Below are 18,532 nucleotides of genomic sequence, written 5' to 3' on the forward strand. Positions count from 1 at the left end.
ACCCAGAAAAACAAAAGACAATTGTGGTGGCCAGCTTCAGATGTTTATACGACACACCCGTGACGGCGCCGGCGCCGGCGGCGAGTCCCGCGTAGCGGACGGCGGCGAGCAGGCCGCCGACGCCCAGAGCCCCGGCCGCCAGGCGGATACCGCCGACGCCGAGGACCACGTACAGCAGGAGCGGCATCAGGGCGCCGGTGCGGGCCATGGTGGCGCCGTAGATCCGCCACATCCGCCGTCCCTCGCGGCCCAGTTCGGGCAGCGGGGCGAGGACCCGGGCCGCCTCGCGCTCCGCGGTGCCCGCGGCCGCGATGGTCCGGGCGCCGGCCAGGGCCTCGGCGAGGCGGCCGGCCAGGGCGAGCTGCACCTGCTGGTACCGGCCGACACTGGCCCCCGAAGCGCGGGCGAAGGCCCTCAGCAGCAGCGCCAGCACGGGCACCCCGGCGAGGAAGGCGAGGCCCGTCCAGACGTCGACGAGGAACAGGGCGAGGAGTCCCCCGAGCGGGGGCAGCACGGCCGTGACGGCCGTCACGACCACCGCGGGGACGGTCCCGGCGCCGGCCGCGTGGGCCGTGAGCCGGGCGGAGAGCTCGCCGGGGGAGTGCCGGGTCGCGTGGTGCGGTGCGGTGGCCAGCAGCGCGGCCAGCGCGCGCCGGCGCAGCCAGGCCGTGGAGCGGGCGTCGACGCTGCCGATGAGCCGCACGGTCGCCGCGTCCAGCAGCACCTCGGCGGCGATCACCGCCGCGCACCCCAGGGCCCACGCGGTGGCGGAGGGGTCGCGGCGCAGGGTCAGGTCGAGGGCGTGGCCGAGGACGGCCGGTTCGGCGAGCGCCGCGCACGCGGCGGCCAGCGAGCAGCCGAACACGGCGGCGGTGCGGCCGGCGCTGTGCCGTGCGGCCGCCTTCAGCGCCCGGTCGGCGGTATCGGCGGCGGCCGTCTCGCCGGGGACGTCGGACGGGGTCATCGGCGGTGGCTCCTCGTCTGTCCCGGGGCCCGGACGGGGGGCCCGGGGATGTGGTGCGGGCCCGGGCGACGAGTCGTCGCCCGGGCCCGGAGGGACCCGGTCAGTTACAGGTCGTGACGCTCAGGCTGCTGTCACCGCACAGGAGGAGGCTGGCGCGGCTGCCGCCGGTGAGGTGCGCGGCCTCGGTGGCCTCTTCCTTCGGGGTCTCCATGGACTGCAGGTCGAGAAGGGTCATCACGTGTTCCTTTCCATCGGGGGTGTGTTCTGCTGGGTCACGGTCCCCGGGGGGACCGGCTCTGGGGCCGCCGCGGTGCGCGGCGGCGGCAGGAACGGCAGGTGCGCACGACCGCCGGTCGCGGCGCTGCCGAGGGCGAGGAGGGCGCCGGCGGTGCCGGTGGACAGGTCCATCGACAGGCGCATCATCTGCTCGCCGGGGAACGCGAGGTGCCCCTGGTACGGGAGCGCGTGGCGGGCCAGCGCCTCGATCTGCCGGGCGATGTCCTCGGCCCGGGTACCGGGCCCGGGAGTGGTGGTCCGGGACAGGTGCAGGATCATCCCGGCCGCACCGCGGAAGAGCCCGGGCTGGGCGTAGAAGGTCGCCTGGGCCGCCTGGACGATCTGGGCCCGCGCCCGGTCGAAGCGGTCGTCGGCCGCGAGCTGCGCCCAGTCGTCGAGGACCATGCCGATGCCCACGCTGCCGGCGCCGAGGTACGGCATGGTGCGCCAGCCCTCATCCACCTGGAGGGTGCCGAAGGCGCTGGTCACGCAGTGGTCGAGGTCACGCTGGAGGAACTCCCCGGCGCGCCGCAGCAGTTCGCGGTCGCCGGTGCGCTCGTACAGGCGCAGGTGCAGCAGGGCGATCCCGCTGTGTCCGTGGAGCAGCCCGGTGCGGGTGAGCGCGGGGGCCGCGGCGCGGGCCAGGCCGGCGCAGCGCAGGGCCGCCGTGTGCAGGGCGCGGTCACCGGTGGCGGCGCCGAGGGAGTCCAGGGCGAGCCCGATGCCGGCGAGACCGCCGTGCAGGTCGGGTCCCGCGGACTGCCACGGCTCGTCCAGCAGGCGCTCCACCAGGGCGAGCGCGCGGTCGTGGTGGCCGAGGCGGTGGTGGGTCCAGGCCAGTCCGGCGAGCCCGTCGTAGAAGCCGAGCGGGGTGCCGGACGCCGGTTCCTTCGTCCGGGCGAGCAGCCATTCCTCCGCCTCGGGCCAGGGCGCGCCGCCCGTTTCGGCCAGGGCGTAGAGGACGCCGGCGGCGCCGTGGCCGAAGGCGGTGCCACCGCCGGCGGTGGCGAACTGGGCGGGGTCCCCGGGGAAGAGGCGGTCCTCGCGGTCCGGGGTGGCGCTCGCGCGCAGGGCCGCCGTCATCGAGGCGCGGGCGGCCGGCCAGTCCTGCGGCGCCGCCGGGAGGTACGGCCGGGCGGGGGCGGGCAACCGCCCGCCGGGGGCGTCGGGGACCGGGCCGGCGAGGATTTCGCGGACCGCCTCGTCGAGGAAGGCGCGGGGCACGGGGAACTGCTCGGCGGCGATGTCCGCGAGGTGCGTGGCCTTGCCCCGGTCCATGACGAGCAGGCTGGTCAGCGGCAGGAACAGGGCCAGGCGCAGGCAGGCCAGGGCGTAGCGGTCGACGGCGAAGCCGCGCCGGTCGGGCGGTGCGACGAAGGCCGGGTTGGCCACCGTCTGGCGCAGGCCCTCGTCGACGTGGGCGGCGGCCTCGAAGTCCAGCAGGGCGACCGAGGGTTCGCCCGTGGCCGGGTCCTCCGCGACCATGATGTTGAACAGGTGCAGGTCGTTGAAGACGACGCCGCGGGCGTGGACGGCGTCGACGGCCTCGGTCACCCGCGCGTGGATCTTCAGCGCCCAGTCCGTGTAGGCGGCGAGCTCGGCGGGGGAGGGGTCGGCCTCGATCAGGGGGTGGCGGCGGGCGAAGTAGGTGTTGAGGGGGTGGCCGGCGAGGTACTGGAGCGCGAGGAAGTGGTGGTCGCCGACGGTGAAGGTCCCGTGGACGGCGGGTACGCAGTCCAGCCCGGCCAGGCGCTCCAGCGCCCGGCGTTCGCGGTGCAGCCGGGTCACGGCGTCCGCCCCGTCGGCGGCGAGGCCCGCGAAGGGGCGGCCCTCCTTGAGGACGACGGGTTCGCCGGTGCGGGTGTCGCGGCCCGCGTAGACGCCGCCGCCGTTGGAGAAGTGCAGGGCCCGCTCGACGGAGTAGGGCACGCCCTCCAGGGTGACGGCCGCGCGCCGTTCCAGGTGGGGCCGCAGGAAGGCGGGCGGCTCGATCCAGGCGGGCGGCCGGAACACCGGGCCGCGGGCATCGGGCACCAGCCGTCCGTCGGGCGCCTCGATCGCGGGGACCAGCTCGCCGCGGTCGTCGTAGCAGTGCCGGAGGGTGAAGCTGCCGTAGCGCAGGTGGACCGGGCCGTCGTTCCACCGCAGGTCGCTCAGGACGTACGGTCCGGGCTCGCCCGCCAGCAGGGCGTCCAGGTCCTCGGCGATGCGCCGGCAGGCCTCCGGGTCGGCGGGGTAGACGGTGAGGAACTTGCCGCTCGCCGCGCGGTCCGCGTACTTGGCGTTGCGCAGGTGCAGCAGGTAGCGGCTGGGCACGAACTTGAAGGCGATCCGCCGCTGGACGCAGTAGGCGTGCACCCGGTCGAGGATCCGCTCGGCGTTGTCGAGGCAGGCCGAGACGTGGATCTTCCAGCCCTGGGAGGGCAGGTCCAGGCCGAGGGGGCGCAGGGCGAGCCAGTCGCCGCTGCGGTGCGAGCGCCACCCCGCGGGTACGGGGGCCAGGGCGGCCGGGAAGGCCTCGCCGGAACGCCGGTACGGGGCGTCGTAGAACCAGCGGTCGGCGTCGCAGAAGGCCGCGTGCCCGTTGTTCACACCTGCTCCCTCGGTCGGTGACGTGAGCAAAGGTGGCACGCCGCGGAAAGCCCGCGACAGTCGCGTTTGTCACCAGCCCGGCATGCGGTACGCACGGGTCACCGGCGCCCCGGCGGAGCTGTGGCCCGCCCCGTTCCGGTCACCCTCGGCGGCCCGTCCGAACCGGCGCGGGGCAGCCGCCACCAGGGCGGAGGGAGGACGGCGGCCGCGCCACCTGCGCGCTCCGATTACCGGACCCGATGTCCGTAATCCGATCGTCGAGATGCGGGCGCCCTTCGGATCTGGGAGGGTCGGTCCCGCTTGAGCGCCACAAGAAGCGCCTGAAACCTTCAACGCCTGTGATTCGAAAGGAAACTGATCATGCGTCACCGTCTGGCCGCCGCCTCCGCCGGCGCCCTCCTCTGCCTCGTCGGGACGATGGGCGTGGCCCGGGCCGAGTCCGCCGCCCCCTCCGCACCGTCGGCACCGTCCGGCCCGTCCGCCCTGGTCCTCACCGTCGCCCGCGGGAACGACGCCGCCCCGGGCGCCGTCCTGCGGGCCGCCGTCCTCACCTGCGCCTACACCGCCGAGGGCACCCACCCCGCCCCCAGGGCCGCGTGCGACGCCGTGAACGCCACCGGCGGCCGGTTCGACCGCCTGCTGAGCGCCCCGGACCCCGGCCGCGCCTGCCCGAAGCACCTCGACCCCGTCACCGTCACCGCGGACGGCGTGTGGCAGGGCAGCCGCCTCACCTGGAAGCACTCCTTCGCCAACCCGTGCGTGATGTCCGCGGCCCTCAAGGCCGACCCGGTCTTCGCCTTCTGACCGGCCCTCACCGCTGCGGGGGACAACCCCCGCTCCGCCCTCCCGGCCGCCCCCGGTGCCGGGAGGGGGCCGGTCCCACCCCGCTCGGGGGGCGGGCCGGATGTCCCGGCGGATCCGGACCGGCCAGGGTGGACGCATCCGTAGCACGAACGAAGGAACCACCCGTGTTCGCTCTCCAGTCGGCCCGCCGCCGCGCGGTGCGCACCACCACCGTCGGCGTCCTCGCGTTCGCGACCTGCGCCACCCTGCTCACCGGCAGCGCCGGAGCCATCGTCAACGGGACCGACTCCACGGAGCGTTACCCGTTCATGGCCGTGATCCCCGAGGCGGCCCCCCGGCTCGGCGTGTACGACGCCTCCTGCGGGGCGTCGCTGATCGACCGGCAGTGGGTGCTGACGGCGGCCCACTGCGTGCGGGGCGACGACCTGGTGCTCGACGGCACCGTCCGCATCGGCGGCGACCGGCGCACGTCCGGCGGGAGCGTCCGGACGATCGACCGGATCGTCGTCCACCCCGGCTACGTGAACGGCGACGGGAAGGGCTTCAACAAGGACGACGTCGCACTGGTGCGCCTCGACCGGCCGGTCCCCGGGAAGCCCGTCCCGCTCGCGCAGCGACCCGGGGGGCCCGGCACACCGACCCGGATCCTGGGCTTCGGAACCACCGTCGACACCGGACTGCGGTTCGCGGACCGCCTGCAGGAACTGGAGACGCGCCGGGGCGCCGGCTCCGAGTGCGCCCCCGGCTACGCGGACCGGACCCGTCTGTGCACGATCAGCCGCGTCCCCGCCGTCATGGCCTGTTTCGGGGACTCCGGCGGGCCGCAGCTCCAGCACGGCCGGCACGGCCGGTGGGAACTCATCGGCGTCACCTCGGGCCCCGGGGCGCCGGGCGTCGCCTGCTCGGCGGGGCCCGGCCTCTACACCGACGCGACCGCCTACGCGGGCTGGATCCGCGACACCATGGGGCACCCGCCGGCCTCCCGGTAGCACGAGCCGGCACCCGCTCTTCGCAACTCCGGGCAACCGGACCGGCCTTGACCGGTTCCGGCGGCGCCCGACGGCGTCCTGCGGTAGAAGTAGCGGCATGATGCCGGTCGAGGAAGCCCAGGACGAACTCAAGCACCTGCTCAGCCGCTGCGAACGCTGGCTGTGCGACGAGGAGGGGCCGCGCGACATCCTCCCCGACGCGGCGGGCCTGGCCGACGACGCCGCACGCATGGAGGCCCTGCGCACGCGCGTCCTGTCGTCCATGCTCAACGTGGCCCTCCTCGGACGGCAGTCGTCCGGCAAGAGCTTCCTGATCAGCGGCTTACAAGGGGGCCTGGAATACGTCCCCGTCACCGACGAGGACGGGATGCCGGCGGCGGAGTTCCTCGGCGTCCTCCCGTCCTCGGCCCGCCCGACCACGGCCTGCCCCTGCACCGTCGTGCCCGTGGGGGAGGAAGCGGCCGAGGAGGGCGCGGGCAGGGCGCGGCTGCGCGCCAGGTTCGCGGGCGGCAGGGTGGAGGACATCGGCACCGACCTGCCGCCCGCCGTGGTCGCCGCGTACGGAGCGGTGGACGGCGACGTCACCAACCGCCGCCGCGAGCACATGAACCTGCGGGTCGAATCCATCGAGGTGCTCCTCTCCGACGCCCGGCTGCCGGTCAAGCTCTTCGACCTGCCCGGGTCGGAGTCCCCCATCGAGGAGCACGAGATCATCATGCGGGAGGCGTGGGCGAAGGCCGACTGCTTCGTCTACGTCAGCCACGCGACCTCGGCCCTCTCCGTGAACGAACTCCAGCTCATCCGGGACCTCTACGGCCACCACATGCAGAGCAACGCGAACAAGAGGGTGCTGTGGGTCCTCTCCGGGATCGACCTGGCGACCCAGCGCGAGCAGGGCCAGGCCGCCTGGAAGAGCGTGCTGGCCACGAACAACGCCTATCTGCGCACGCACTTCGGCGCCCCGGGCGGCCGGTTCATCGGGGAGGGCTTCCTGCCGGTGTCGGCCGCCTGGGAAGCCGAGGGGGACTTCAGGAACGCCCAGGGGGACGACGGCGACACCCTCAGGCGGCTCAGCGGCATGGAGACGTTGCGCGACCACCTGCGCGACCTGATGGAATCGGGGGCGGGCCACGCGCACCTGCGCCAGGTCGCCGACGAGGCACGCTGGCTCGTGCGGCGCCGCCAGCGCCAGCTCGCCGACATGCTCGACACCCACCTGCTGGCCGTGGAGGACCTGGAGGCCCAGCAGCAGGGCCTGCGCGGCCGCATCGCGGGGGCCGAGCGCTCCCTGGACCGCATCCGGTCCGAACTCGGCCGCGAGCTCCAGCGCAGGATCCGCGCGGCGCGGGCGCCGTTCGGCGGCCTGGCCGACGTACTGCACCGGCAGCTCGACCCGCTGATCGACGGCGGCAACCTGAGCGCCGAGCACGCCAACGAGGTCGACGTGCTCCAGGTCCAGCTGTTCAGCCGGTGGATGACCTCGGCCGAGGGCCCGGCGACGCTGTGGGAACGCGAGCTGCAGGCGTTCGACGCGAGCGCCCGGCAGCTGCTTCGGGCGGACCTCGGGGTCGACACCGGTACCCAGCTGGTCTCCCCGGAGCCGCTCGACACGAGCTACTTCCCCATGCAGACCGACGGCCGCCAGCCCCTGACGGCCTACGGGGTGGTCCAGGCCGCGGCGAACACCCTCGGCGTCGCCAGCCCCCTCGCGGCGGGTGCCGTGTGGCTCACGACCAGCCTCAGCCTGGCCACCATCGCGGTCCCGGCGGGAGCCGCCGTCCTGACGGCGATCGCCATCGCCAAGGTCACGGACCTCCTCAAGGACCGCGAGTCCAAGGTCCAGCGGGCCCGCCAGGAACGCAAGGACATGATCGACGAACAGGTGAAGCGGGCCCGCAGCGCCTTCGAGAACGTCACCCACAGCCAGGGCCGGCTCCTCATCGACGCGGTCGAACACCACCACGCGCAGCACCAGGCACGCCTGAAGGCGACGCTCGCCCAGATCATGGAGCGCATCAACGCGGAGGACACCGTCCGCAGCCGCGCCGTCATCGAGCGCGTCGCCCCCGTGAACCAGAGCGGCCAGGCCCTGGTCACCGAACTCCAGGACTTCCGCGACGCCCTCGGCAACGACCTCACCCCCCGCTGAACCGCGGCCCTCCCCGCCCGAACGGCCCGTTCTCCTGGAGGCGGGGGAGGTCCTCGGCGCACCGGCCCCCTCGTCACCGGCCCCACGGTGGACCCGGGCACGGACAGCGAGCCGGGCGCACCCCGGCCGGGCCGGCCGGGGTGGGGTGTCCTAGCGCATGCCGCCGCCGTGCTGGAAGTCGAGGCGGCACTCGTTGATCTCCGCCCTCGTGTGGGTGTTCACCTTCTTCTCCGCGACGGAGACGTTCGGGTCCGAGATCAGGCTGATGACCGCCGCGCAGTCCATCGCGGGCACGGCCGGGACGGCCCGGGCCGACTCGGCCGGCAGCAGTGCCGCGGCCGTCACCGCGGCGAGAACACCGAAGACGCGTAGCCCTTTCATCGTCCGGTCCTCTCCGGACGGCGGAACGCGTCCCACCGCCCATGGTCGCCCTCCCGGCCGGGCGGAACCCGTGCGGAGGGGTCCCTGTGAACGTACCGCCGGGGCGGCGGGCGCGCATGCCGGGACGGACGGGGTGCCGGACGGCGCGGCGATGAGTTCGCAGGCTCCCGCCGGTCTATCCCTTGACGGAACACACCGACACACCGGGAGTACCCCATGGGCCTCGTCCACATCGAACTGTTCGCCACCCTCGACCTGGTCGGGCAGGCGCCCGGCGGCCCCGACGAGGACCCGGCGGGGTTTCCGTTCGGCGGCTGGCAGGCGCCCCTGATCGACGACGTCACCGGCGAACAGGTCGGCGCCGCATACGAAGGGACGGACGCCCTCCTGCTCGGCCGGCGGACGTACGACCTCTTCGCCGCCTACTGGCCGCACCAGAAGGGCGGCCCGGACAACGAGATCGCCGAGCTGTTCAACAGCGTGCCCAAGTACGTCGCCTCCCGCGGCGAACCGGACCTGCCGTGGGCCGGATCCTCGCGGCTCGGCCCCGACCTGGCCGGCGCGGTGCGCGAGATCCGCGACCGGCACGAGCACGTGAAGGTCGTCGGCAGCCTGAACCTCGTGCAGACCCTGCTGCGCGAGAAGCTCTTCGACCGCCTCGACCTCTGGCTGCACCCGATCACGCTCGGTGTCGGCAAGAAGGTGTTCGACGACGGCGTGGTGCCCACCAACCTCACGCTCCTCGCGCCCCCGGCGGCCGGCCCCAAGGGCACCGTGTACCTGCGCTACGCGCTCGCCGGGGGCACGCCCGCCACGGGCGACATGAGCGCCCCCGACCGCGGCGTCGGCACCGGCGCCTGAGGTCCGCTCCCCGGGGCTCAGGCGGGGAGGGCGTCGGCCAGGCCCGCGCCGAGGAGCCCGAAGGCCCGGTCGGCGGCGGCGACGGCCTCGGGGTAGACCTCGTCGGCCGGGCGGCCCGCCTGCATCTGCTCGCTGTTGCGGTCGGCGAGGGCGCGCAGGACGGTGACGATCTGCACGGCGGCGAGCCGCGCGGTGAGCTCGTCCGCCCCGGCCTCCTCCAGCGCCTCCGCCAAGGCCGCGATGCTGCGCCCCGCGTAGCGCAGCAGCCGTTCGCTGAGGCTCGCCGTCGTGCTGAGCAGCCGGGCGAAGGCCACGGCCTCCGGGTCGGAGGTGAGCCCGGTGACCGGGTCCCGCCGCGCCAGGGCGTCGAGCTCGTGCGCGTGCAGGGCGGCCAGCGGGCTCGTACCGGCCGGGCGGGCCCGGACCACGCGGGCCGACTCGTCCTCGTGGTCGGCGAACACGTGCAGGACCAGGTCTTCCTTGGTCGGGAAGTACGTGAACAGCGTCCGCTTGGAGACCTCGGCCGCCTCGGCGATCTCCACGATCGACACGTCGTCGAACCCGCGGCTCAGGAACAGGCGCAACGCCGCTTCGAAGATCGTCTGCCGGGTCCGCTGCTTCTTGCGTTCGCGCAGTCCGAGGTGCTCAGCCATGCGCACACGATAACCAATCGGGTGACCCGGAGGAAACTTGCACCTGGTATAGTTTTCCTCCAAGTGAAGGAATCGTCCTGGGAGGCACCATGAACGCGCAGGTCACCGACGTCATCGTGGTAGGAGCCGGCGGTGCCGGGCTGACGCTCGCCACCGAGCTCGCCCTCGCCGGTGTTCCCACCGTCGTGCTGGACCGGCTGCCCGGCCGCAACCTCCAGTCCCGCGCCGGGGCGATCCAGCCCCGCACCGCCGAGATGCTCGCGCTGCGCGGGCTGCTGGACGACGCCCTCGGGCGGTCGATCGACTACCGTCTCGCCGGCGGCCACTTCGCGGGACTGCCCGTCCCCCTGGACTACGCGGCATGGGACACCCGCTACCCGCACCCCGTCCTGCTGCCGCAGGACCAGCTCGAAGCGGTACTCGAAGACCGGCTCACCGAGCTCGGCGGACGGGTGCTCAGGGAGCACCTGCTGACCGGCCTCCACCAGGACGCCGAGGGCGTCACCGTCACCGTGTCGGCCCCGGACGGCGAGCGATCGGTGCGGGGTCGCCACCTCGTCGCCTGCGACGGCGCCCACAGCACCGTCCGCAAGACCATAGGAGCCGCCTTCCCCGGCCGGGCCGCCACCGTCCGCATGGCCACCGCCGACCTCGTGCTCACCGGCGCCGTCGACGACAGCACCGCCGGGCACATCAGCTCGCGCATCCAGACCTCACCCGAGGGGCACTTCGCCATGATCATCCCGCTGGCGAACGGGCTCCAGAAGCTCATCTTCAGCGGCCCGCGCACGGCGCTGGCCGAGCGCGACGCCCCGGTGACGACCGAGGAGGTCCGCGAGGTGCTGCACGCCACCCACGGCGGCACGCTGGACGTCTCCGAGATCCGCTACGCCTCCCGGTTCAGCGACGCCAGCCGGCAGCTGGAGCAGTACCGCCACGGCCGTGTCCTCTTCGCCGGGGACTCCGCCCACATCCACTCCCCGGCCGGCGGCCAGGGGCTCAACCTCGGCGTCCAGGACGCGTTCAACCTCGGCTGGAAGCTCGCGGCCGTCCTGCGCGGCGACATCGGCGAGGACCTGCTGGACACCTACCAGACCGAGCGGCACCCCGTCGCCGCGCGGGTGCTGGCCCTCACCCGCGCCCAGGGCGTCGTCATGGGCCCGCAGCGCGACGACGGGGTGGGCGAACTGCGGGACGTGCTCACCGACCTGCTCCGCCTGCCCGAGGCGAACCGGTACATGGCCGGCGTGATGGCCGGGCTCGACCTGCGCATGCCGTCCCCCGACGCCGCCGACCACCCGCTGCTGGGCCTGCGGATGCCCGACCTCGACCTCGTGGCCGCCGACGGCGGGCGGTTCCGGTTCAGCGATCTGACGCGCACCGGCGGCGGGGTCCTCCTCGACCTCACCGGTGCCCCCCTCGCCGCCGCGGCCCCCTGGGCCGACCGGGTCGCCCGCGTGCGGGCCGGGGCGGAGTCCGGAGCGGTGGGCGCCGAGGCCGTCCTGGTCCGGCCGGACGGCTACGTCTGCTGGGCCGGGGGCGCCGGTCTCACCGAGACACTCACCCGCTGGTTCGGCCCGGCCGACCGCCCGGGGGAGGCCGGGTGAACCGCCGCCGGCCGACCGCACCGCCAGGTCGGCGCGGGCTCCCGGGACGCCACGGCCGGACCCGTGCGCGACGCCCGCACCACGGGCGGGGCCGTGGTGACCCCGCGCAGCGCCGCCAGGGCGGTGAGCGCCCCTCCGGCGCCGTGCGACAGCGGCGGGCGGCGCCCTAGGCTGGGACGCGCCGCGGTCGCAGGGCGCCGCGGGGACGGGAGACGTGCCGTGCGTACGTTCGCACTGATCCACGGGGCCGGCGACGTCGGCTGGTACTGGCACCTGGTCGCGGCGGAGCTCCGGGCGCGCGGGCACCGGGTGGTCGCTCCGGACCTCCCCGGAGGCGACGCGCCGACCCTCGACGATTACGCCGACGCCGTCGTGGAGGCGGTCGGCGACGCCCGCGATCCCGTGGTCGTGGGGCAGTCGTTCGGAGCGTTCACCGCCCCGCTGGTCGCCGCCCGCCGCCCCGTCGCCTCGCTGGTCCTGGTCGCCGGGATGGTCCCCGCTCCGGGCGAGTCACCGGACCGGTGGTGGCAGGCGACAGGCTACGCCCAGGCCGTACGGCGCCGTTCCGGCCCGGACGGCGGCCCCGCCGCCGGCGGCGACCCGTACGCCGCGTTCTACCACGACGTGCCCCGCGACCTGGCCGAGGAAGCGATGAGCAGGGCACGGGACCACCCCTCGCCGGCGGCGTCGGCCCAGCCGTGGCCCCTCGACGGCTGGCCGGGTGTGCCGACGAGGTTCGTGCTGTGCACCGAGGACCGCTTCCTCCCTCCGGGCTTCCTGCGCCCCCTGGTACGGGAGCGCCTAGGACTCGTCCCGGAGGAGATCGCGGCGGGCCACTGCGTCGCGCTCAGCCGTCCCGTCGAGCTGGCCGCGCTCCTGGCCGGTCCGGCCACGGGCTGACCCCCGGTGCGCGGGCGGATCAGTCGAGGCAGAACTCGTTGCCCTCGACGTCCTGCATGAGCAGGCACGACTCGTTGAACCCGTCGGCTCGCAGCAGCCGCACGCGGGTCGCGCCCAGGGCCACCAGCCGTGCGCATTCGGCCTCCAGCGCGGCCACCCGCTCCTCACCCACGAGCCCGGTGCCGACCCGGACGTCGAGGTGCACCCGGTTCTTGACGGCCTTCCCTTCGGGAACCCGCTGGAAGAACAGCCGCGGGCCCACGCCCGAGGGATCCTGGCAGGCGAACGCCGAACCCTGCCGCTCGGGCGGGAGCGAGCGGTCGAACGCGTCCCAGTCGGCGAACCCCGCCGGAGGCGGCGGCACGACGTACCCCAGCACCTCGCACCAGAAGCGGGCGACCCGCTCGGGCCGCGCGCAGTCGAAGGTGATCTGGACCTGCTTGACCGTTGGCATCGGGCCACCGTAGCAGCAGGCGCACGAGGGGCGACTCCCCCCGGGAACAACGGGGTTGCCCGCTGCGGGGCCCCGAGAAATGAGGTGGCGCGCCGGCCGGGGATCTGCCTAGGGTGGCGCCGCGGACCGCGCCCCCGATGCGCCCGGCTGCGGCTACTTCCTCTGACAACCAAGTGATGCCGCCGCCCTTTTCCGATCTCGGGCGGCGCGGCCGTCCTCGTCCCCTCCCCGGCCCGCGCGCCGGCCGGGACGCTCCGTTCTCCGCATCCGGGGGGATTCACTGCCTCGTCACACCCCACGCGTCTCGAAGGTCTGGTCCGAGATGCTCGTGGCCCCGCACATCTCGGCGGCCGCCCGCACCCTGCCCGGGTCGCCGACCCACCGCCACCACCACCTCGCCTCGCCCTCCCGGACCTACGAGGGCGGTCCGGCCTTCGCCCGCGGGCCCAGGGAGGAACTCTTCCTCCTGGCCGTCGGCAACTTCGTCTCCCAGGAGACCTTCTACGAGAGCGGGCAGGACCGCGACGAGCGCTTCACCCGCCTCGTGGCCGCCCTCGCCGTCGAGGACCCCGCGTGGACGGCCGGCCTGCTGCGCTGGCTCCGCGGCGAGGGCAACATGCGCACGGCCTCGCTGGTGGGGGCCGCCGCCTACGTCCGCGCCCGGCTCGCCGCCGGATCGTCCGCCGGCCCCTCCAACCGGTCCGTGGTCGACTCGGTGCTCCAGCGCGCCGACGAACCCGGCGAGTTCCTCGCCCACTGGATCGGCCGGTACGGGCGCAGCCTGCCGCAGCCGGTGAAGCGGGGCGTCGCCGACGCCGTGCGCCGGCTGTACTCCTCGCGGGCGCTGCTGAAGTACGACACCGCCTCCAAGGACTTCCGCTTCGGTGACGTGCTCAACCTGGTGCACGCTGCGCCCGACCCGCAGAAGCCCTGGCAGGGCGCGCTCTTCCGGTACGCCCTGGACCGCCGCCACCACCCCGAGCGGGCCGAACCCCCGGCCGCCGACCGGATGCTGACCGCGCACCGGGCCCTCGGGGAACGGCCCGCGCGCGAGCGGCGCGCCCTGGTGACCGGGCCGGGCGGCGCCGAGCGGCTGGCCGAGGCCGGGATGACCTGGGAAGCCGTGGCGGGCTGGCTCCAGGGGCCGATGGACGCCGCCGTATGGCAGGCCCTGATCCCCTCCATGGGACCGATGGCACTCCTGCGGAACCTGCGCAACTTCGACGAGGCCGGCGTCTCGGACGAGGCCGCGGCCGCCGTCGCCGCGACCCTCTCCGACCCCGCCGTGGTCGCCCGGTCCCGCCAGTTCCCCTTCCGCTACCTCGCCGCCCACCGCGCCGCCCCGTCACCGCGCTGGGCCGACCCCCTGGAGCGGGCCCTGGGCCACGCGCTGGCCAACGTGCCGCGCCTGCCCGGCCGTACGCTGATCCTGGTGGACCGCTCCGACTCCATGTTCTGGGACACCGTCTCCGAGCGGTCCACCCTGACCCGGGCCGACGCGGCCGCCGTGTTCGGCGCCGCGACGGCGCTGCGCGCCGAACAGGCCGACCTCGTGCAGTTCGGCTGGTCCAGCGTGCCGGTGCCGTTCCGCCCGGGTGAGCCGGTGCTCGACGTGCTGAAACGCTTCCACTGCCTCGGCGGCACCAACACCGCGACGGCGGTGCGCGCCCACTACCGGAGCCACGACCGGGTCCTGATCGTCACCGACGAGCAGGCCGCGCCCACGAGCCGGGGAGGCCCCGCGCAACCGGTCCCGGCGAGCGTCCCGGTCTACACCTGGAACCTGGCGGGGTACCGGCCCGCCCACGGCCCCGCGGGCCCGAACCGGCACACCTTCGGCGGCCTCGCGGACGCCGCGTTCCGGATGGTCCCCCTCCTGGAAGCGGGCCGCGACGCGGCCTGGCCCTGGTCCGCGGAACCGGCGTGAGACGGAGTCAGGGGCGGTGCCCGGAGACCGAACGCCGGGAGACGGGGAAGTCGAAGCGGGTGTCCGGGAACAGCTCCGGCTTGTACGTGAAGTGCCACCACTCCTCGGGCAGGTTGACGAACCCCTCCGCGGCCAGCACCGATCCGAGCAGGTCGCGGTGGGCGCGCTGGGCCCCCTGGACACGCGGGTCGTCGGTGTGGGAGAGCGTGTCGAAGCAGTCGAAGCCGGTCCCCATGTCCACGGAGTTGTCCGGGTACCGCTGCGCCTGCGGCGCGTAGCAGGGCACGGCCTCCTGCCCGGGCGCCGGGGGCGGCGCCGGGAGGGCGGGCAGCGGCACGATCGTGAGGTCCGCGGTGCTGCCGCGGCTGTGTCCGGACTTCTCCGCGATGTACCCGTCCTCGAACAGGCGTGACTTCTCGACCCGCGGATAGAACTCGGCCTTCCGCCGCTCGTCGGCGAGATCCCGGGCCCAGCGCACGAAGTGGTCGACGGCCCGCTGCGGCCGGTAGCAGTCGTACACCTTGAGCGAGTAGCCCTGGGACAGGAGGCGCGTCTGGGCCCGGTGCAGGGCCTCGGCCGCCGGCCGGGTCAGGATGCAGACGGCCTGCCGGTAGCCGTCGATCCGCTCGCCGACGAAGTTGTGCGCCGACACGTAGCGCATCTCCCGGAGGATCGTGGGATCCACGGAGTCCAGTGCGACGAAGGCGCGGGGGGCCTTGGGCTCGGGTGTGCGGGCGGCGGCGCCGGCGCCGGCCTCCGGCATCGTCGCGAAGACGGTCGTGGCCGCCACGGTCACGGCGAGCCGCGCCGTCGTCGACATGCGCATCCGGTTCTCTCCTTGGGGCTGGAGTGGGGAAGGGGGGCGGGCCGGTCCGCGGTTGCCGCGTCCGCTCGTCTGTCTGTCCGTCCTTCCCGGATCCATGCCCCGCCTCCCGGGGTCCGGCCGGTGGGCCGCCCGGAATCGGCGCGGACCGCACCCTCAACGGCCGGCCAGCGCTTCGAGCGCGGCGGCGACGGGGCGGTGCCGTCCTCGGCGGCGAGCCGGCGGGCGATCCGCCGGGCCCGGTCGCGGTGGGAGGGCTCGGTCACGGCCCGCCGCAGCGCGGCCCCGAGCGTGGCGGAGTCGAGGCGGCGCAGGGGCACCACCTCGGGCGCGGTGCCCAGTTCCACCAGGCGCGAGGCCCAGAAGTGCGCGTCGAACCGGACCGGGAGGGGTACGCAGGGGACGCCCGCGCGCAGCGTGGCGCCGGTCGTGCCGGCTCCGGCGTGGTGGACGAGGGCCGCCATGCGCGGGAAGAGCAGGGAATGCGGGACGTCGCCGATGGTGATCATGTCGTCGCCGGTGGCGGAGAGGCCCGCCCAGCCGTGCTGGACCACTCCGCGCAGCCCGCACGCGCGCAGGGCGGTGACGACGTGTGCGCTGACGCGCCGGGGGTCGGGTGTGGTGGCGCTGCCCAGTCCCACGTAGACCGGGGCGGGGCCCGAGCCGAGGAAGTCCTCCAGTTCCGCCGGGAGGCCGCCGGCGGCGTCATGGGGCCACCAGTAGCCGCAGACCTCCAGGCCGGGACGCCGGTCACGGGGCCTGGGGACCACCAGCTCGCTGAAGCCGTGCCAGACGGGCCAGCCCTGCCGCTCGCGGTCCCGGCGCGCGGGGGAGAGGCCCTGGACGGGCAGGCCGTGGTCCTCTGCGAGCCTGCGGGCCGCCCGGGTGAAGACGTGGTCGACGGCGGCGAGGACGGCGTCCCCGCCGATCCGGTTGCCCAGCGGCCCCAGGGACCGGGTGCCCAGCATCGGGGGCGGGAACGCGCTCGTCCCGTGCAGGGGTTGCAGGAAGAGACCCATGCTGGGCCGGGAGAGGCCCTGCGCCACGGCGTGGCCGAGGGGGGCGAGCGCACCCCCGGCCAGCACGACGTCCGCCTCGCGCGCCGCGCGCACCAGCGGGGCGGTCATCCCGGGTGCCATCCGCCTCGCCAGCGCCGCGGCCCGCAGCAGTTTCACGGCACCGGTCCGGCTCCGGTGCAGGTCCCGGCCGCGCCGCGCGTGCAACTCCGCCCGCGGGTCCCCGGGAAGGGGCCGGAAGCGCACCCCCGAGCCGGCGGCCAGCGGTTCGAACATGCCGTGCGTCACCGGCGTGACCTCGTGTCCGGCCCGGACCAGCCCGGCGCCCAGACCCGTGTACGGCGCGACGTCCCCGCGCGACCCCGCGGTCATGATGGCGATCCTCACCCCGCCAGTGTGACGGCGGACGCCCCCCGGGTGGGGGCGGCATCGCTCGCCCGGCCGGAATTCCTCCGAACCGGCGCCGCCCCGGGCCGGGTTGACGATCCGGTTCCAGCCGGTCGCCCCCGGGCGACGGGACTTGCCCCACCTCGCCCGGGCGCGCGACCCTCCGCGGAGCCGCCTCCGTCACAGGACTGCCCGGCCCCGCCCCCGCGACCCGCTCCTCACCGGCCCTCTCCCGCACCGAACCGCCAGCGGGTCTGGGTGAACTCCGTGCCCCGCCCGAAGCCGAACACGGTCCGGGGCGCGACCGCGAAGACCAGCGCCCGGCCCGCCGCCTCCCCGCCCTCCTCGGTCGGCGGGGGAGCGGCGGAGGCCGAGGTGCTGTCGAACGCCCCGTCCCGTACGTCGAAGTGCCAGTCCGGCCCGTACTTCGCCTCCCAGGCCGCCGCCAGTTCCGCGAGCCGCCCCTCGTCGGAGACCCGGATCGCCTCCCCCTCCACGACCACGTCGAGGCCCTGCCCGTAGGCGTTGGAGCCGGTCGTCAGGACCACGTGCGGGTTGGCGGCGAGGTTGAGGCCCTTGCGCTCCGACGGGCCGGTGGCGAAGTGCAGCGCCCCGTCCCTCCACACGGCCAGCAGCGGGGTGACGTGCGGCCGCCCGTCCGGACGGACCGTCGTCAGCCAGAAGACCTCCGCCTCCGCGAGCCGGGCCGCGGCCTCGGCCCAGGGTGTCGCGGTGGCCCCCGGGGAGCTGTACCGCGGATCCAGCTCCGTCTGCGGTTCCCGTGTCCGGGCCTGGTCCGGCATCGCGGACTCCTCTCACTGCGTCGGCTGCGCCGCTCGCCCCGCATCATCCCCGGCCCGCCCCCGCGGACCGCGTACGGCGGCCCGCGGACGACCCGGGAGCCACCCGGGCGGCTCAGGCCCCCGCGGCCGCGGACCGCTCCGCGCACGGCGGTGACGGCAGGTCAGGGGCGTTCTGCCGGGGCGGCGTTGTCAGTGGTGGCCGATAGCGTCGCAGGTGTTGGAAGAGCCGTTTCCCGACAGGAGTGGACGATGACCGAGAACCGTGTGCAGCCCGTGCTCAGGGTCGTGCTGACCGATGTGAACGAGCGCGTGGTGGAGGCGTGGCGGGCGGCGTTCGCGGACACCCCCGGGATCGCGATCCGCAGGGGTTCGATCCTCGACGAGGACGTCGACGCCTGGGTCACCCCCACCAACTCGGCCGGCCGGATGGACGGCGGAGTCGACGCCGTCATCAAGCGGCACCTCGGAGCCGGCATCCAGCTGCGCGTCCAGCGGGCCATCCGCGACCGGTTCGCCGGTTCCCTCCCCGTGGGCAGCGCCGTCTGCGTCCCGTCGGGTGCGACCGTCCCGCGGTACCTGATCTCCACCCCGACCATGGTCCGGTCCTCGCAGAACGTCCGCGACACGCTGAACGTGGCCCTGGCGTGCGCCGCCGCGTTCCAGGCCGTCCACCGGCAGAACCGGCAGCAGCCGGGCAGCATCCGCTCCGTGGCGCTGGTCGGGATGGGCGCGCAGACCGGCCGGGTTCCCGCCCGCGTCTGCGCCAACCTGATGTGGACCGGCTACACGCTCTTCCACGACCACTGGTTCGAGGACGACGACGAACTGCGGGCCACGCTCACCGCCCAGCTCGACGGGATCGAGCAGGCGCCGGCCGCGCAGCGGGTGCGCATTGTGCCGCCGAAAGGGCATTCCTTTCGCCGCTGACGCAGCCCCCGCCGCCGCC

Annotated in this window: 17 protein-coding genes; 8 read left to right on the top strand and 9 right to left on the bottom strand. The window is 75.0% G+C overall.

The features are described 5' to 3' along the window. From WDV06_RS26820 to lanKC, 3 genes are all read right to left on the bottom strand, one after another. On the bottom strand, positions 1-964 hold a 964-nt coding region (locus WDV06_RS26820; protein WP_395512356.1), incomplete at its 3' end, for an ABC transporter transmembrane domain-containing protein. Between the two features lie 100 nt (positions 965-1,064). After that, positions 1,065-1,199 (bottom strand): SapB/AmfS family lanthipeptide, encoded by a 135-nt coding sequence (locus WDV06_RS26825; protein ID WP_395512357.1) that lies wholly within the window; start codon positions 1,197-1,199, stop codon positions 1,065-1,067. Next, the gene (gene lanKC, locus WDV06_RS26830; RefSeq protein ID WP_395512358.1) at positions 1,199-3,832 is read right to left on the bottom strand and encodes a class III lanthionine synthetase LanKC; all 2,634 of its coding nucleotides are present in this window, start codon (positions 3,830-3,832) and stop codon (positions 1,199-1,201) included. Before lanKC ends, WDV06_RS26825 begins: the two co-directional genes overlap by 1 nt. A gap of 360 nt (positions 3,833-4,192) precedes the next feature. Between lanKC and WDV06_RS26835 the strand changes: the two genes are divergently transcribed. From WDV06_RS26835 to WDV06_RS26845, 3 genes are all read left to right on the top strand, one after another. Next, the gene (locus WDV06_RS26835) at positions 4,193-4,636 is read left to right on the top strand and encodes a subtilase-type protease inhibitor (protein WP_395512359.1); all 444 of its coding nucleotides are present in this window, start codon (positions 4,193-4,195) and stop codon (positions 4,634-4,636) included. 164 nt (positions 4,637-4,800) lie between these two features. Then, positions 4,801-5,625 carry a S1 family peptidase gene (locus WDV06_RS26840; RefSeq protein WP_395512360.1) on the top strand — a complete coding sequence of 275 codons (825 nt, stop codon included), beginning with the start codon at positions 4,801-4,803 and terminating at the stop codon, positions 5,623-5,625. 97 nt (positions 5,626-5,722) lie between these two features. Further along, positions 5,723-7,774, top strand: coding sequence for a dynamin family protein (locus tag WDV06_RS26845; RefSeq protein ID WP_395512361.1), 2,052 nt, complete (start codon positions 5,723-5,725; stop codon positions 7,772-7,774). Positions 7,775-7,924: 150 nt separating this feature from the next. Here WDV06_RS26845 and WDV06_RS26850 read toward each other — a convergent pair whose 3' ends face one another. After that, positions 7,925-8,155 carry a hypothetical protein gene (locus tag WDV06_RS26850; protein WP_395512362.1) on the bottom strand — a complete coding sequence of 77 codons (231 nt, stop codon included), beginning with the start codon at positions 8,153-8,155 and terminating at the stop codon, positions 7,925-7,927. A gap of 216 nt (positions 8,156-8,371) precedes the next feature. Here WDV06_RS26850 and WDV06_RS26855 point away from each other — a divergent pair, with 216 nt between their 5' ends. Beyond that, on the top strand, positions 8,372-9,016 hold the full coding sequence (locus WDV06_RS26855) for a dihydrofolate reductase family protein (RefSeq protein ID WP_395512363.1): 645 nt from the start codon (positions 8,372-8,374) through the stop codon (positions 9,014-9,016). 17 nt (positions 9,017-9,033) lie between these two features. Here the strand turns inward: WDV06_RS26855 and WDV06_RS26860 are convergent, their stop codons facing one another. Beyond that, positions 9,034-9,669, bottom strand: a complete 636-nt coding sequence (locus tag WDV06_RS26860) for a TetR/AcrR family transcriptional regulator (protein WP_395512364.1) — start codon at positions 9,667-9,669, stop codon at positions 9,034-9,036. 89 nt (positions 9,670-9,758) lie between these two features. On the opposite strand from WDV06_RS26860, the gene WDV06_RS26865 reads away from it, so the two are divergent. Both WDV06_RS26865 and WDV06_RS26870 read left to right on the top strand, forming a co-directional pair. Beyond that, the gene (locus WDV06_RS26865) at positions 9,759-11,276 is read left to right on the top strand and encodes an FAD-dependent monooxygenase (RefSeq protein WP_395512365.1); all 1,518 of its coding nucleotides are present in this window, start codon (positions 9,759-9,761) and stop codon (positions 11,274-11,276) included. 219 nt (positions 11,277-11,495) lie between these two features. Next, complete coding sequence (locus WDV06_RS26870) at positions 11,496-12,176, top strand: alpha/beta fold hydrolase (RefSeq protein ID WP_395512366.1); 681 nt, start codon at positions 11,496-11,498, stop codon at positions 12,174-12,176. A 19-nt stretch (positions 12,177-12,195) separates the two neighbouring features. Here the strand turns inward: WDV06_RS26870 and WDV06_RS26875 are convergent, their stop codons facing one another. After that, positions 12,196-12,630 carry a VOC family protein gene (locus WDV06_RS26875; RefSeq protein ID WP_395512367.1) on the bottom strand — a complete coding sequence of 145 codons (435 nt, stop codon included), beginning with the start codon at positions 12,628-12,630 and terminating at the stop codon, positions 12,196-12,198. Between the two features lie 322 nt (positions 12,631-12,952). Here WDV06_RS26875 and WDV06_RS26880 point away from each other — a divergent pair, with 322 nt between their 5' ends. Continuing rightward, positions 12,953-14,557, top strand: coding sequence for a TROVE domain-containing protein (locus tag WDV06_RS26880; protein ID WP_395512368.1), 1,605 nt, complete (start codon positions 12,953-12,955; stop codon positions 14,555-14,557). A 7-nt stretch (positions 14,558-14,564) separates the two neighbouring features. On the opposite strand, the gene WDV06_RS26885 is transcribed toward WDV06_RS26880, so the two are convergent. From WDV06_RS26885 to WDV06_RS26895, 3 genes are all read right to left on the bottom strand, one after another. Further along, on the bottom strand, positions 14,565-15,383 hold the full coding sequence (locus tag WDV06_RS26885; RefSeq protein ID WP_395512369.1) for a M15 family metallopeptidase: 819 nt from the start codon (positions 15,381-15,383) through the stop codon (positions 14,565-14,567). Continuing rightward, a complete protein-coding gene (locus WDV06_RS26890; RefSeq protein WP_395512370.1) occupies positions 15,350-16,783 on the bottom strand; it encodes a glycosyltransferase in 1,434 nt (477 codons plus the stop codon). Before WDV06_RS26890 ends, WDV06_RS26885 begins: the two co-directional genes overlap by 34 nt. Before the next feature lie 218 nt (positions 16,784-17,001). Next, on the bottom strand, positions 17,002-17,586 hold the full coding sequence (locus WDV06_RS26895) for a pyridoxamine 5'-phosphate oxidase family protein (protein WP_395512371.1): 585 nt from the start codon (positions 17,584-17,586) through the stop codon (positions 17,002-17,004). Positions 17,587-17,835: 249 nt separating this feature from the next. Here WDV06_RS26895 and WDV06_RS26900 point away from each other — a divergent pair, with 249 nt between their 5' ends. Continuing rightward, positions 17,836-18,513: a macro domain-containing protein gene (locus tag WDV06_RS26900; RefSeq protein ID WP_395512372.1), complete on the top strand. Its 678-nt coding sequence runs from the start codon at positions 17,836-17,838 to the stop codon at positions 18,511-18,513. Positions 18,514-18,532 lie beyond the last annotated feature (19 nt).

It is taken from the genome of Streptomyces racemochromogenes (assembly GCF_044129415.1).
In the GTDB taxonomy this organism is placed as follows: domain Bacteria; phylum Actinomycetota; class Actinomycetes; order Streptomycetales; family Streptomycetaceae; genus Streptomyces; species Streptomyces racemochromogenes_A.